Annotated in this window: 10 protein-coding genes; 3 read left to right on the top strand and 7 right to left on the bottom strand. The window is 64.8% G+C overall.

The window, feature by feature from the left end; genetic code table 11:
• Positions 1-265: 265 nt before the first annotated feature.
• Positions 266-907, bottom strand: coding sequence for a TetR/AcrR family transcriptional regulator (locus tag BMY03_RS16100; protein WP_038706700.1), 642 nt, complete (start codon positions 905-907; stop codon positions 266-268).
• 172 nt (positions 908-1,079) lie between these two features.
• On the opposite strand from BMY03_RS16100, the gene BMY03_RS16095 reads away from it, so the two are divergent.
• Complete coding sequence (locus tag BMY03_RS16095; protein ID WP_094011646.1) at positions 1,080-2,180, top strand: efflux RND transporter periplasmic adaptor subunit; 1,101 nt, start codon at positions 1,080-1,082, stop codon at positions 2,178-2,180.
• Positions 2,181-2,186: 6 nt separating this feature from the next.
• Positions 2,187-5,252, top strand: coding sequence for an efflux RND transporter permease subunit (locus BMY03_RS16090; protein WP_094011645.1), 3,066 nt, complete (start codon positions 2,187-2,189; stop codon positions 5,250-5,252).
• Positions 5,253-5,382: 130 nt separating this feature from the next.
• On the opposite strand, the gene BMY03_RS16085 is transcribed toward BMY03_RS16090, so the two are convergent.
• Positions 5,383-6,069 (bottom strand): DUF4197 domain-containing protein, encoded by a 687-nt coding sequence (locus BMY03_RS16085; protein ID WP_023631317.1) that lies wholly within the window; start codon positions 6,067-6,069, stop codon positions 5,383-5,385.
• Positions 6,070-6,133: 64 nt separating this feature from the next.
• A complete protein-coding gene (gene plsB, locus BMY03_RS16080) occupies positions 6,134-8,623 on the bottom strand; it encodes a glycerol-3-phosphate 1-O-acyltransferase PlsB (RefSeq protein WP_094011644.1) in 2,490 nt (829 codons plus the stop codon).
• 228 nt (positions 8,624-8,851) lie between these two features.
• On the opposite strand from plsB, the gene BMY03_RS16075 reads away from it, so the two are divergent.
• Positions 8,852-9,061, top strand: coding sequence for a cold-shock protein (locus tag BMY03_RS16075; protein ID WP_011535295.1), 210 nt, complete (start codon positions 8,852-8,854; stop codon positions 9,059-9,061).
• A 64-nt stretch (positions 9,062-9,125) separates the two neighbouring features.
• Here the strand turns inward: BMY03_RS16075 and BMY03_RS16070 are convergent, their stop codons facing one another.
• The 4 genes from BMY03_RS16070 to BMY03_RS16055 form a co-directional block, all read right to left on the bottom strand.
• A complete protein-coding gene (locus tag BMY03_RS16070; protein WP_023631318.1) occupies positions 9,126-9,503 on the bottom strand; it encodes a hypothetical protein in 378 nt (125 codons plus the stop codon).
• Positions 9,504-9,520: 17 nt separating this feature from the next.
• A complete protein-coding gene (locus BMY03_RS16065) occupies positions 9,521-10,333 on the bottom strand; it encodes a putative RNA methyltransferase (protein WP_094011643.1) in 813 nt (270 codons plus the stop codon).
• On the bottom strand, positions 10,333-11,484 hold the full coding sequence (gene dapE / locus BMY03_RS16060) for a succinyl-diaminopimelate desuccinylase (RefSeq protein ID WP_023631787.1): 1,152 nt from the start codon (positions 11,482-11,484) through the stop codon (positions 10,333-10,335). Before dapE ends, BMY03_RS16065 begins: the two co-directional genes overlap by 1 nt.
• Before the next feature lie 118 nt (positions 11,485-11,602).
• Positions 11,603-14,194, bottom strand: a complete 2,592-nt coding sequence (locus BMY03_RS16055) for a glycosyltransferase (protein WP_094011642.1) — start codon at positions 14,192-14,194, stop codon at positions 11,603-11,605.
• Positions 14,195-14,238 lie beyond the last annotated feature (44 nt).

The following is a 14,238-nucleotide window of genomic DNA, read 5'->3' as shown; positions in this document are numbered from 1 at the left end:
GGGCGACGGCCATGGATGGCCGTCGAGCGCTGCGCCCCAGGATGGGGCGTACAGCGCGGTACCCACGGGAGCAAGAACGGAGCGAGGGAACCCCGTAGCGAAGCGTAGGGGCCGTATGAACGGAGCCGAACGGTTTTGCCTACTTTTGTCAAGACAAAAGTAGGTCGCCGTAAAGGCGAAAGGGTGACTAAATGTCGACATCTTCTACGAATGCGCTCACAAAACCCAAAACAATCGCCCCGAACCCGAACCCGAACCCGAACCCTTACCCCCGAAAAGCCCGAATAAAAACCCCCACCGCCTCCCGCACATGCGCCTCAGCCTCATCCCCCACCAGCGCCGGCGAGCACCCCAGCAGCAACCGATAATCCGGCGCCCCCTTCACCAGGCAGAAGAAATGCTCCGCCGCCTGCCACGGGTTATCGATCCGCAGCAGTCCCCGCTGATCGACACAACGCAGCAACGCCTCCATCCCGCTCATTACCCGCTTGGGCCCCGCCGCGTAGAAGTACTGACCAAACCCCGGATCCTGGCTGCCCAGGGCAAAGATCAGGCGGCTCAGCTTGACGGCCTCGTCGCTGCTGATCAAAGCCTGGAAGCCACGGGCAATGTTCAGCAGCACGTCTTCCACCGCCGCGCCTTCGGGATACTCGAACATCAGGTCAGGCAACTGGTTCTGGCAGGTGGCCATGACCGCCGCGCCGAACAGCGTCTGCTTGTCGGTGAAATGGCTGTAGACGGTGAGTTTTGAAACACCTGCCGCCGCCGCGACCGCATCCATGCTGGTGTTGGCATAGCCAAGGCTGAGGAACAGGTGCTTGGCAGCTTCGAGGATGGCCTCGCGCTTAGCCAGGTCCTTGGGCCGGCCGGGGCCGATGGGTGCGTCGTTGGACATGAGGGACCGCATTCTCTGTGAAAGGGGCACATCTTACCGGGTCCGCGGGCGGTCGGCTGCAGCGTACGTCGTATCACTAAAAAGGCATTTTCTCTGAAACGCCCGCTTCCCCGACCAGGTTCGCTAATTTAATATACTCATCAGTATAAATATTCAAAGCGCCCTCTGCCAAAGGTCATTCATCATGTTGCGTCGTGCATTGTCACTCGCCCTGCCGGCCGCCGCCGTGCTGCTGCTCACCGCCTGCGGCCAGGAGGCCGCGCCGCCCACCGCGCCGCGTCCGGCGTTGGTGGTTCAACCACAACCGGCTGGCGCCTCCGCCGACAGTTACCCCGGCGAGGTGCGGGCGCGCTTCGAACCTGACCTGGCGTTCCGTATCGGTGGCAAGGTCAGCAAACGCCTGGTGGAGGAGGGGCAGCGGGTCAAGGCCGAGCAGCCGCTGGCCGAACTCGATCCCCAGGACGTACGCCTGCAACTGGAAGCCAACCGCGCTCAGCTGGCGGCGGCCGAGGCCAACCTGGCGCTGGTGCTCGCCGAGCGCGATCGCTACCAGAAACTGCTGCATCGGCAAATGGTCAGCCACTCTCAGTTCGACAATGCCGAGAACCTCTATCGCGCCGGCATGGCCCGTCTGAAGCAAGCCAAGGCCGAGTACGAGGTAGCGGGTAACCAGGCCGAGTATGCCGTGTTGCGCGCCCCTCAGGCCGGCGTGATTGCCAAGCGCCAGGTCGAAGTGGGGCAGGTGGTGGCGGCAGGGCAAACCGTCTTCACGCTGGCCGCCGATGGTGAGCGCGAAGTGGCCATAGGCCTCCCAGAGCAGCAGTTCGCCCGCTTTGCCGTAGGGCAGGTAGTCAGCGTTGAACTTTGGTCGCACCCGAACCGGCGCTTCGAAGGGCGTATTCGCGAGCTCTCCCCGGCGGCGGACCCCCGTTCGCGCACCTTCGCCGCGCGCATCGCCTTTACCTCCAACGCCACCCCGGCCGAACTGGGTCAGAGCGCACGGGTGTTCATCGACCATGGCGAACGCTCGCCGCTGGCGGTGCCGCTGTCGGCGGTGACCGCCGAAGCGGGGCAGGCCTATGTCTGGCGGATCGGCCAGGATAACCGCCTGGAACGCGTCCCCGTGCGCCTCGGCGCTTATGGCGCGGACAGCGTGCCGGTGCTCGAAGGCCTGCAGGCCGGCGACTGGGTGGTTGCCGCCGGTGGCCACGTGCTGCGCGAGGGGCAACAAGTGCGGCCTGTGGACCGCAGCAACCGTGAAGTGAACCTGGCGGCCAAGGAGTAAGTCCCGATGGGTTTCAACCTTTCCGCCTGGGCGCTGCGCAACCGCCAGATCGTGTTGTTCCTGATGATACTGCTGGCAGCAATTGGCGCCATTTCCTACACCAAGCTCGGACAGAGCGAGGACCCTCCGTTCACCTTCAAGGCCATGGTCATCCGGACCCTTTGGCCGGGCGCGACCGCCGAGGAGGTCGCCCGCCAGGTCACCGAGCGTATCGAAAAGAAACTGATGGAGACTGGCGAGTACGAGCGGATCGTCTCGTTCTCCAGGCCCGGCGAGTCCCAGGTCACCTTCATGGCCCGCGATTCGATGCATTCGGCGCACATCCCCGAGTTGTGGTACCAGATCCGCAAGAAAGTCGCGGATATCAAGCACACCCTGCCCCCCGAAGCGCAGGGGCCATTCTTCAATGACGAGTTCGGCACCACCTTCGGCAATATCTACGCCCTGACCGGTGCCGGCTTCGACTATGCGGTGCTCAAGGACTACGCCGACCGTATCCAGATCCAGCTGCAGCGGGTCAAGGACGTGGGCAAGGTGGAGCTCATCGGCCTGCAGGACGAAAAGATCTGGATCGAACTGTCCAACGTCAAGCTGGCCACGCTCGGGGTGCCGCTCGCCGCCGTGCAGCAGGCACTGCGCGAGCAGAACGCGGTGAGTACCGCGGGCTTCTTCGAAACCCCCAGCGAGCGCCTGCAACTGCGGGTCAGTGGGCGCTTCGACAGCGTCGAACAGATTCGCCAGTTCCCTATCCGCATCGGTGACCGCACCTTCCGCATCGGTGATGTCGCCGAAGTACAGCGCGGTTTCAACGACCCACCCGCGCCGCGCATGCGCTTCATGGGCGAGGACGCCATCGGGCTGGCGGTATCGATGAAGGACGGCGGCGACATCCTGGTGCTCGGCAAGGCCCTGGAAGGCGAGTTCGCCCGCCTCGCGCAGAGCCTGCCGGCGGGCATGGAGCTGCGCAAGGTGTCCGACCAGCCGGCGGCGGTGAAGGCCGGGGTTGGTGAGTTCGTTCAGGTGCTGGTTGAGGCCTTGGTCATTGTCCTGCTGGTGAGCTTCTTCTCGCTCGGCCTGCGCACCGGCCTGGTGGTGGCTCTGGCGATCCCGCTGGTGCTGGCCATGACCTTCGCTGCCATGCACTACTTCGGCATCGGCCTGCACAAGATCTCGCTGGGGGCGCTGGTGCTGGCCCTGGGCCTGCTGGTCGACGACGCGATCATCGCGGTGGAGATGATGGCGATCAAGATGGAACAGGGCTACGACCGGCTCAAGGCGGCGAGCTATGCCTGGACCAGCACGGCGTTCCCGATGCTCACCGGCACCCTGATCACCGCCGCAGGCTTCCTGCCGATTGCCACGGCGGCTTCGGGTACAGGGGAATACACCCGTTCGATCTTCCAGGTGGTGACCATCGCCCTGCTGACCTCCTGGGTTGCCGCAGTGGTATTCGTGCCCTACCTGGGCGAGCGCCTGCTGCCGGACCTGGCCAAGCTCCACGCGGCCCGCCGCGGCGCTGACGGGCACGCCCCCGACCCCTATGCGACGCCGTTCTACCAGCGTGTCCGGCGTGTAGTGGAATGGTGCGTGCGGCGGCGCAAGACGGTGATCGTGCTGACCATCGCCGCGTTCGTCGGTAGCATCCTGCTGTTCCGCTTCGTACCGCAGCAGTTCTTCCCCGCGTCCGGGCGGCCGGAACTGATGGTCGATCTTAAGCTGACCGAAGGCGCTTCGCTGAACAACACCGCCGAGCGGGTCAAGCAATTGGAGGCGCTCCTCAAGCAGCAGGACGGTATCGCCAACTATGTTGCCTATGTCGGCACCGGTTCGCCGCGTTTCTACCTGCCGCTGGACCAGCAACTGCCTGCGGCGAGCTTTGCCCAGTTCGTGGTGCTGGCCAAGTCGCTGGAGGACCGTGAACGCCTGCGCAGCTGGTTGATCGGCACCCTGGACCAGCAGTTCCCCGACTTGCGCTCACGGGTCACGCGCCTGGAAAACGGCCCGCCCGTAGGCTATCCGGTGCAGTTCCGTGTCACCGGCGAACACATCGAGAAGGTTCGCGCCCTGGCCCGCGAGGTGGCGGCCAAGGTGCGCGAGAACCCGCATGTGGTCAACGTGCACCTGGACTGGGAAGAACCGAGCAAGGCGGTGTACCTGGACATCGACCAGGACCGTGCCCGGGCGCTGGGCGTGAGCACCGCGCACCTGTCGAGCTTCCTGCAGAGTTCACTGACCGGCAGCAACGTCAGCCAGTACCGCGAAGACAACGAGCTGATCGAGATTCTCCTGCGTGGTACGCCAGAGGAGCGCCGTGAGCTGGGCAACCTGGGCAGTCTGGCGGTGCCCACCGACAACGGCCAGAGCGTGGCCCTGTCGCAGGTGGCGACCCTGGAGTACGGCTTCGAGGAAGGTATCATCTGGCACCGTAACCGCCTGCCCACGGTCACCGTGCGCGCCGATATCTACGACAAGGAACAGCCGGCGACCTTGGTCAAGCAGATCCAGCCGACGCTGGCGCAGATCAAGGACGAGCTGCCTGATGGCTACTTGCTCGAGGTGGGCGGGACGGTGGAAGACTCCGAGCGTGGCCAGCGTTCAGTGAACGCCGGGATGCCACTGTTCATCGTGGTGGTGCTGAGCCTGCTGATGATCCAGCTGCGCAGTTTCTCGCGGATGTTCATGGTGTTCCTCACCGCGCCCCTCGGGCTGATCGGCGTGACCCTGTTCCTGCTGGTGTTTCGCCAGCCATTCGGCTTCGTCGCCATGTTAGGGACCATCGCCCTGGCCGGCATGATCATGCGCAACTCGGTGATTCTGGTGGACCAGATCGAACAGGATATCGCCGCGGGGATGGAGCGTTGGCAGGCGATCATCGAGGCCACGGTGCGACGCTTCCGGCCAATCGTGCTGACCGCGCTGGCGGCGGTGCTGGCTATGATTCCGTTGTCGAGGAGTGTGTTCTACGGGCCGATGGCGGTAGCGATCATGGGCGGGTTGATCGTCGCCACGGTGCTGACCCTGCTGTTCCTGCCGGCGTTGTATGCGGCGTGGTTCAGGGTCAAGAAAAACTGAGGAACGAGCGGGAGGGCTTTGCCCTCCTATCGCCGGCAAGCCGGCTCCCACACGAGTTGCGCAGTACCTGTGGGAGCTGGCTTGCCAGCGATAGGGCTGCACAGCAGCCCCACCGGTTTTCAGCTCGACATCACAGCGCGCCGAACACCTTCTTGGCAAGGCTGGTGGCCGCACCGGCCGGGTTCTGGCGAATGCTTTCTTCCTGCTTGCCGATCATTTCGAACAAGCCGTCCAGCGCCTTCTCGGTCACATAGTTCTCGATATTGGCGTCATCCTTGATCAGGCCCAGGCCTTTGGCCTGCCCTGCAAAGCTGTTGTACTGCTGGGCCAGGCCGACCTTGTCGGTGGCCTGCTTGACGATCGGCAGGAACTTGGCGCGGATCTGCTCGCGGCTGCTCTTGTTCAGGTACTGGGTGGCCGAGTCCTGGCCGCCGCTGAGGATGCCCTTGGCGTCGGTCACGGTCATCTTCTTCACCGCGTCCACCAGAATCGCCTGGGCTTGCGGCACGGCAGCCTCGGCGGCCTTGTTCATGCTAGTTTCCAGGGCATCGACCTGGTCACCCTTGCCGAACATCTTCATGGCTTTGGCCGCTTTGCCGAGGTTGCCCGGCAGCTCGATGCGCACGTCCGGGTTGTTGCTGAAGCCGCCGGGGGTGCTCAGTTGCTTGACGGCGATCTGCGCGCCTTGGGTAAGGGCGTCCTTCAGGCCGCCGGAGGCGTCGCTCTGGGACAGGTCACCGAGCGACAGGGCCAGGGCGCTGGCCGACAACAGCAGGCCGGCGCACAGAGTGGTGAAGCGCAGGGAGGAGCGGATCATGGGGCTTTCCTTATGAGCAGAGTGGAGCAGGTTCAGCGTATCGTTTAGTCCGTGATCGGGCCAGTCAGGCAGTCGCCGCGGGTTCCGCTGTTTCATCGCGGTGCAAGGCCACCTGGCGGATCGACAGGCGCAGCTCGGCCGACAGCACGCGCTTGGCCACGCCTTCGGCCAGCTCGGCGAGCTTGTCGTGGTAGCCCAGCTTGCCGGCGCTGTCGGGGCGCAAGACCCCTTCACGTACCAGCGTCTGGATGAAGTGGCGGAACAAGGTCTTGTCGAAGAACTCGGGCGCATTCAAGCCATGCAGGATCGACAGGCGCTGGGCCATCATCACGCACAGCTCCTCCAGTTCTTCGGCGTTCAGCGTGTGCTGGCCGCTGTTGAGCAGCAGCGAAGTGGCCATGTAGAAGCGCTGCAGGGTCTGGGTGATGGTACGGGCCAGCAGCGTCAGCAGCACGAACTGCCGCGAGCTGGGCGCGGGGCGCATGTAGATGTCTTGTTCCTTGCGCAGCAGCCCCTGTTCGACCAGCGCCGCCAGCCACTGGTCGATCACCTCGTCCAGTTGCTCGGGCGTCCAGCGCAGGAACAGTTCGGCCTGCAGGTACGGATACAGCGCCCGCACGTACTGGCCCAGCAGTTCGCGGCTCATGCGCGAGCTGCTGAGGAAGAAGCTCGCCAGCAGCCCCGGCAGGGCGAAGATGTGCAGCACGTTGTTGCGGTAGTAAGTCATCAGTACCGCGTTGGCTTCGTCCAGATAGAGGATGCGACCCAGCGCATCCTTCTGCTCAGCCAGCAGGTCCATGCCCAGTACGTGCTCGATAAGTGTCTTGCCGTCACCCTCGGGCAGGGTGGTGTGCGGCGAGTAGGGCACCTGGCGCAGCAGGGCCAGGTACAGGTCGAGCACGCGGGTCAGGGCGCGTTCGTCCAGGGCCAGGCGGCTGGTCGACAGCAGGGCCAGCGCCACCAGGTTGACCGGATTGATTGCCGCGGCCTCGTTGAGGTGGCGGGCAACCGTTTCGCCCAGGCGCGTGGTGGTCTCGTTGAGCCAGTCCGGGCGGAACTGCGGGGCCAGCGCCTGTTCGCGCCAGCCGGGTTGCTGCTGGTCGAGGAAGCTGTTCAGGCGGATTGGCTCGCCGAAGTTGACGTACACCTGGCCGAAGCGCTGCTTGAGCGCGCCGATAACCTTGAAGATGTCGAATATCGATTCCTTCTTCTTGCTGGCGCCGCGCAGCTCGCCCAGGTAGGTGCGGCCTTCGAGCACCCGCTCGTAGCCGATGTACACCGGCACGAAGACGATCGGCGTGCGCGAGGAGCGCAGGAAGCTGCGCAGGGTGATCGCCAGCATGCCGGTGCGCGGTTGCAGCATGCGCCCGGTGCGCGAGCGCCCGCCTTCGACGAAGTACTCCACCGGGAAACCCTTGGTGAACAGGGTGTGCAGGTATTCGTTGAACACGGCGGTGTACAGCGGGTTGCCCTTGAACGTGCGGCGCATGAAGAACGCCCCGCCGCGGCGCAGCAGGCCGCCGATCACCGGCATGTTGAGGTTGATGCCGGCAGCGATGTGTGGCGGCGTCAGGCCGTTGCGGAACAGCAGGTAGGACAGCAGCAGGTAGTCGATATGGCTGCGGTGGCAGGGCACGTAGATCACTTCATGGCCGGGGGCGATGCCTTGCACCTGCTCGATGTGGTTGACCTTGATGCCGTCGTAGATCTTGTTCCAGAACCAGCTCAGCACCACTTCGAGGAAGCGGATCGCGGTGTAGGTGTAGTCCGAGGCGATCTCGTTGCCATAGTACAGCGCCTTGGCCTCGGCCTTGGCGTAGGGGATCTTCTCGCGGTCGGCCTCGTCGCTGATCGCCTGGCGCACCAGCGGATCGTGCACCAGCCCTTTGACCAGGTTGCGACGGTGCGAGATGTCCGGCCCGATGACCGCGGTCTTCAGGTTGCGAAAGTGCACGCGCATCATGCGTTGGGCCATGCGCACGGTGCGCTCATGGCCCTTGTTGTGCTGCACCAGCTCGCGCAGGTGGATCGGCGCGGAGAACTGCACCCGGGTCTTGCGCCCGAGGATCAGCACGCTGAGCAGGCGGCGCAGGCGGCCGGTGACCGCCCAGCTGTCGGCGAAAAGCAGCTTCCACGGGCTCGACTCGCTGGCTGGGGTCTGACCCCAGAACACGCTGACCGGGATGATCTGTGCGTCTTCCTCGGCATGCTGGCTGATTGCCGCGACCAGGCGCTCGAGGGTGGGCGGCGCGCCGCGTTTGTCTTGCCGGCCGAGCCAGTCAGGGTCGGGGGTCAGGTAGAAGAACGCCGCGGGCTCCTGCAGCGGGCCGACGGCCACCGGCAGTACCGGGCGCGGCAGCCCTGCTTTGGTGCACTCGTGGTCGACCACGGCCAGGTCGGTGAGCGACGGCGAGGAGAGGGCATAGAACACCGGTCGGCTGCGGTCAAGCTTGAGCGTCAGCGAGGACTGGTTGATGGTTTCGGAGCGCACCCACAGGTAGAGAACGCGACGCAGGGCGCCGAAGATGAGGCGGCGCAGGGGAGAACGGGTCATGGGGTGGGCCCTGGGTGGAAGTAACAGTGTTTTTTCAGCACGTTAGTCTGCCGTATCTGCGTAAGTTCAGCAAAATTCCGCCATAAATGCCCCTGTCATGAATTTTTTTTGTTCCCTGTCATATACTCGGCCTGCCGCTTGCAGGATATTCGTGCAAGCTGCGTCGGCGCGGGCGGTGAGCCCATGCCAGCAAGGCGATCTTCAAAATAAAAATCCGGAGTAGTTCAGATGTCGTCTCGTGAGACTGGGAATGTGAAGTGGTTCAACGATGCCAAGGGTTATGGCTTCATTCAGCGCGAAGGTGGTGCGGACGTGTTCGTCCACTATCGGGCTATCCGCGGTGAGGGGCATCGCACCCTGGTCGAGGGACAGCAGGTGGAGTACGCACTCGTGCAGGGCCAGAAAGGCCTGCAGGCAGAGGATGTAGTCGGGCTCTGAGCCTTCCGGCTGCACGCTCAAGCTGCAAGTTGTCCGTGGAACTTGCAGCCTGATGCGAACGGCCTCAGCTGGTACGCCAGGTGATTTCCTCTTCACCGTCGGCGCTGATGCGGATCCAGCGATCGGCATCTTCTTCCCCGTCTTCTTCCGCCCAGCTACCTGGCGCGCAACGCACTTCGACGTTCAGCGCAGCGAATGCCGCACGGGCGCAGGCGATGTCGTCGGCCCAGGGTGTCTGGTCGCTTTCCAGGTACAGGCTGTTCCATTTCCCCACAGCTTTCGGTAACCAGGTGACCGGGATGTTACCGGCCGTGCACTTGAAGGTCTGGCCTTTCTGCTTCCATTCGCTGCACGGGCCAAGGGCCTGGGTCAGCCAGTCGGCGATCTGCTTGTGATCGACCTCGGCGTCCTTGAGGTAGATCTCGATATCGGGTTGACGCATGGGAAGCTCCAGTGTGCTCAGTCTTGGCGCACGAAATAGTCATAACGCATGGAAACGGTGACCACGAAGGGTTCGGGCTGTTCGATCACTTGTGCGCGCTTCTCGGCGCTGGCCCGCCAGCCGTGCGGGGTCATCGCCAGCAGGTCGGCGCGGGCCTTGGCCTCGACCAGGCTCAGGCGGAACTCGAGGATCTCGCCGTGGGCGTGGGTCATGCCTGCCGGGACCAGGGCCAGGTGCTTGTCGTCGGCGTAGGGGCGCACTTCATCGTAGAGCACCTCGCGCAGCTCCATCAGATGGCCGCTGGTCGGGCCGACCCGCATCAGGCCGCCGCCCGGGGCCAGCAGGCGCCTGGCCTCCTGCCAGTCGAGCGGGCTGAACACGCTGGCGATGAAGCTGCAGCTGGCATCGGCCATGGGCACGCGGGCCATGCTGGCCACCATCCAGGTTACCTCGGGCGCACGGCGGCAGGCACGCTTGACCGCCTCGCGGGAGATGTCCAGGGCGTAGCCGTCGGCCGCCGGCAGCGCCTGGGCGATCTGCGCGGTGTAGTAGCCTTCGCCGCAGCCGATGTCCAGCCAGGCCTGCGGCTGGCGCTCGGCCGCCAGTTGTGCCAGGCGGCGTGCCACCGGGGCGTAATGGCCGGCGTCGAGGAAGTCGCGACGGGCTTCGACCATGGCCTGGTTGTCGCCCGGGTCGCGGCTGTTCTTGTGCTGCACCGGCAGCAGGTTGAGGTAGCCCTGGCGGGCGCGGTCGAAGCGGTGGCCGGCGGGGCAGGCCACGCCATTGTCGAGCTGCGCCAGGGTCGCCTGGCAGAGAGGGCAGGCGAGCATCAGGCGAGCAACCGGACCAGGGTCTGGTAGTAGATCTCGGTCAGCAGGTCGAGATCGCTGGCCAGGATACGCTCGTCCACCTGGTGGATGGTGGCGTTGACCGGGCCGAGCTCGACCACCTGGGTGCCCATGGTGGCGATGAAGCGGCCATCGGAGGTACCGCCACTGGTCGATGGTCGGGTCTCGCGGCCAGTGACGGCCTTGATGCTCGACGACACCGCATCGAGCAATTCACCCGGCTCGGTGAGGAACGGCAGGCCCGACAGCGCCCAATCGATGCTCCATTCCAGCTGGTGCTTGTCGAGGATCGTCGCGACGCGTTGCTGCAAGCCCTCGACCGTCGATTCGGTGGAGAAACGGAAGTTGAACAGTGCCGTCAGTTCGCCCGGGACCACGTTGGTGGCGCCAGTGCCGGAGTTGAGGTTGGAGATCTGGAAGCTGGTCGGCGGGAAGAATGCATTGCCTTCGTCCCAGTGCTCGGCGGCCAGCTCGGCCAGGGCCGGCGCGGCCAGGTGGATCGGGTTGCGCGCCAGGTGCGGGTAAGCCACATGGCCTTGCTTGCCGCGCACGGTCAGCTTGGCGCCAAGCGAGCCGCGGCGGCCGTTCTTGACCACGTCACCGAGCAGGGTGGTGCTGGACGGCTCGCCGACGATGCACCAGTCCATGCGCTCGTTGCGCGCCTTCAGGCGCTCGACCACAGCCTTGGTGCCGTGGTGGGCCGGGCCTTCCTCGTCGCTGGTGATCAGGAATGCGACCTTGCCACGGTGGTTCGGGTAGTCGTGCACGAAGCGCTCGCAGGCCACCACCATCGACGCCAGGCTGCCCTTCATGTCGGCGGCGCCGCGGCCGCAGAGCATGCCGTCGGCATCGATCAGCGCTTCGAACGGCTCGTGCTGCCACTGCTGCACCGGGCCGGTGGGGACCACATCGGTGTGGCCTGCGAAGCACAGCACCGGGCCTTCCTGGGTGCCATGGCTGGCCCAGAAGTTGTCGACGTCTTCGATGCGCATCGGCTCGAGCTGGAAGCCGACGGCGCCCAGGCGGTTCATCATCTGGGTCTGGCAGTCGGCATCGACCGGGGTGACCGACGGGCGGCGGATCAGGTCGCAGGCCAGTTGCAGGGTAGGCGAAAGCTCGGCAGGGGCCGTCATTGCAAGACTCCGGGGGCAAGGCAGGGCGGGAAACTGGGGCGTTATCTTATATCAAATGATGCCTGCGGACACGATGTGCTTCGTGGGAGCGGCGGCGCGCCGCCGCTTCCACGCTACATCAAACGACCTGTGCTTCGCTTGCCTTCTCCGCCGGCTTGGGCAATGACGACAGCAACGCCATCACCAATGCCGCCAGGTACGGCAACGACTGCACCAGCAGCATCGCCACCCAGAAGCGCATGTCCGAACTCGGCAGCCCCTGCACCAGGTAGATCCCCAGCGCCGCGCCCCACAGCATCAGCATGATGAACAGCTCTTCGCGGGCCTCGGCAATCGCCACCAGCAGACCATGGCTGTCGGCATTCTTCGGCGTGCGGAAGAACGGCATGCTGCTGGTGAAGAAACCGTACAGGACCGCCTTGGCGATGGTATGCGACAGCGCCAGCCCCGCCAGTGCGGCGGCGAAGGCATCCTTCAGGTCGACCCCCACCGCGCGGCGATAGAGGAACAGGATCTTGCCGACCTTGAAGAAGAACAGCGCCAGCGGCGGGATGGCGAACATCATCAGCGGCGGATCGACCCGATGCGGCACGATGATCATCGCCGCCGACCACAGCAGGGCGCCGACGGTGAAGAAGATGTTCATGCCATCGGCGATCCATGGCAGCCAGCCGGCCAGGAAGTGGTAGCGCTGGCCGCGGGTCAGCTCGCTGCCCTTGCCGCGCAGCAGCGCGCCGGCGTGGTGCTTGATGATCTGGATGGCGCCGTAGGCCCAGCGGAAGCGCTGCTTCTTGAAGTCGATGAAGGTGTCGGGCATCAGGCCCTTGCCGTAGCTGTTGTGGGCGTAGGCTGCCGACAGGCCTTTCTCGAACACTCGCAGGCCCAGCTCGGCGTCTTCGCAGATGCACCATTCGGCCCAGCCGAGCTCCTCGAGCACGCTGCGCCTGGTCATGGTCATGGTGCCGTGCTGGATGATCGCGTCACGGTCGTTGCGGGTGACCATGCCGATATGGAAGAAGCCCTTGTACTCGCTGTAGCACAGCTTCTTGAAGGCGCTTTCGTGCTGGTCGCGGTAGTCCTGCGGCGACTGCACCACGGCGATCTTCGGGTCGGCGAAGTGCGGCACCATGTGTTTTAACCAGTTGCGGTCGACGCAGTAGTCCGAGTCGATCACCGCGATCACCTCGGCGTCCTTGGCGGTGTGCGGAATCAGGTAGTTCAGGGCGCCGCCCTTGAAGCCGGCCAGGGGCGCGACGTGGAAGAACTTGAAGCGCTCGCCGAGCTTCTCGCAGTGGGCCTTGAGCGGTTCCCACACGGCCGGGTCCTTGGTGTTGTTGTCGATCACCAGCACTTCGTAGTCTGGGTAGTCCAGCGCGGCGAGGGCGTCGAGGGTCTGCTTGACCATCTCCGGCGGCTCGTTGTAGCACGGCACATGCACCGAGACCTTGGGTCGATAGGCGCTGTCGCCCTGCACGGGCAGGAACTCGCGTCGGCGCTTGTGGATCCACACCGCCTCGGCCAGTTCGTGGGCCTCGGTCAGCAGCACGATGAATACCCCGAGGGCGCCCAGTGCCAGCAGCACGCCCACGGTCAGGCTGAACCAGGTGCTGTACTGCTGGCTGTAGTCGTAGGCGATCCATACCAGCACCGACCCGCACAGGAAGGTGATGAAGGTGAGGAAGGTGCGCCCGCGCTGGCGCAGGGCCGAGCCGTCGATCAGCAGGATGGCCAGGGCGATCATCGCCAGCACTACCGAGGCCACGGCCAGGGCGCGCCATTGCGGGATCGCCACGATCGGGCCTTCAAAGTTGAACTTCTGTTGACGCTCGGCGTTGTACACGCCCCAGTAGGCGCCCACCGAGCCTTCGTCGCTGGCCTTCCATGGCTGGTCGTAGGCCTCGATGACGAAGTAGTTATAGCCACGACGGTTGAGGGTGTTGACCAAGGTGCGCAGGTAGATGGCCTGGTCGGCCTGGGTGGCGTCGGCGCCACCGCGCATGCGGCCATTGCTCGGCCAGCCGACCTCCGAGAGCAGCAGCGGTTTGCGCGGGAACTGCTTGCGCAGCTCGCGGGCACGGTCGAGGACGAATTGCACCGAGTCCTTCATGGGCACGAATTCCCAATAGGGCAGTATGTGCGCGGCGATCAGGTCGACGTGTTTCGCCAGCTCCGGGTGTTCCTTCCAGATGTGCCACTGCTCGCTGGTGGTCACCGGCACCTTCACTGCGGCGCGTACCCGGTCCAGGTAGCCGATCAGCTGTTCGGCGGTGACCTCCTCGCGAAACAACGCTTCGTTGCCGACCACCACCCGCACCACGCTGCGTGAGGTATTGGCCAGGCCGATGGCCTTTTCGATCTCGCGCTCGTTGCGCTCCTGGTCGTTGCTGATCCAGATGCCCAGGGTCACGCGCAGGCCGAGCTCTTCGGCCAGGCGCGGTACCTCGGCCTGGGTGCCTTCGACGGTGTAGATGCGCACGTTGTCGGTCAGTTTGTTCAGTTGCTCGAGGTCCTGGCGGATCTCGTCCTCGCTGGGGTACTGGCCTTTCTGCGGGCTCTGCCCCAGGCGGAAGGGCGAATAGGAGAAACCGGAAATCTGTTCCGGCCAGGCGGGGGCGGACACCGGGCGGTTGATCAAGGCCCAGAACCCGGTGAACAGCGCGGCAATGGCCAGGACCACTACCAGGTTGAGACCGAATTTACGTGATGACATAGGTGTTCGAGGTTCCGAAGAGGGGAGCGAGGGTCGCTGTCGCA

The organism is Pseudomonas soli, from assembly GCF_900110655.1.
GTDB classification, from domain to species: domain Bacteria; phylum Pseudomonadota; class Gammaproteobacteria; order Pseudomonadales; family Pseudomonadaceae; genus Aquipseudomonas; species Aquipseudomonas soli.
Note: the sequence above shows the minus strand (reverse complement) of the source record. Positions and strands in the feature narration are given on the sequence as shown.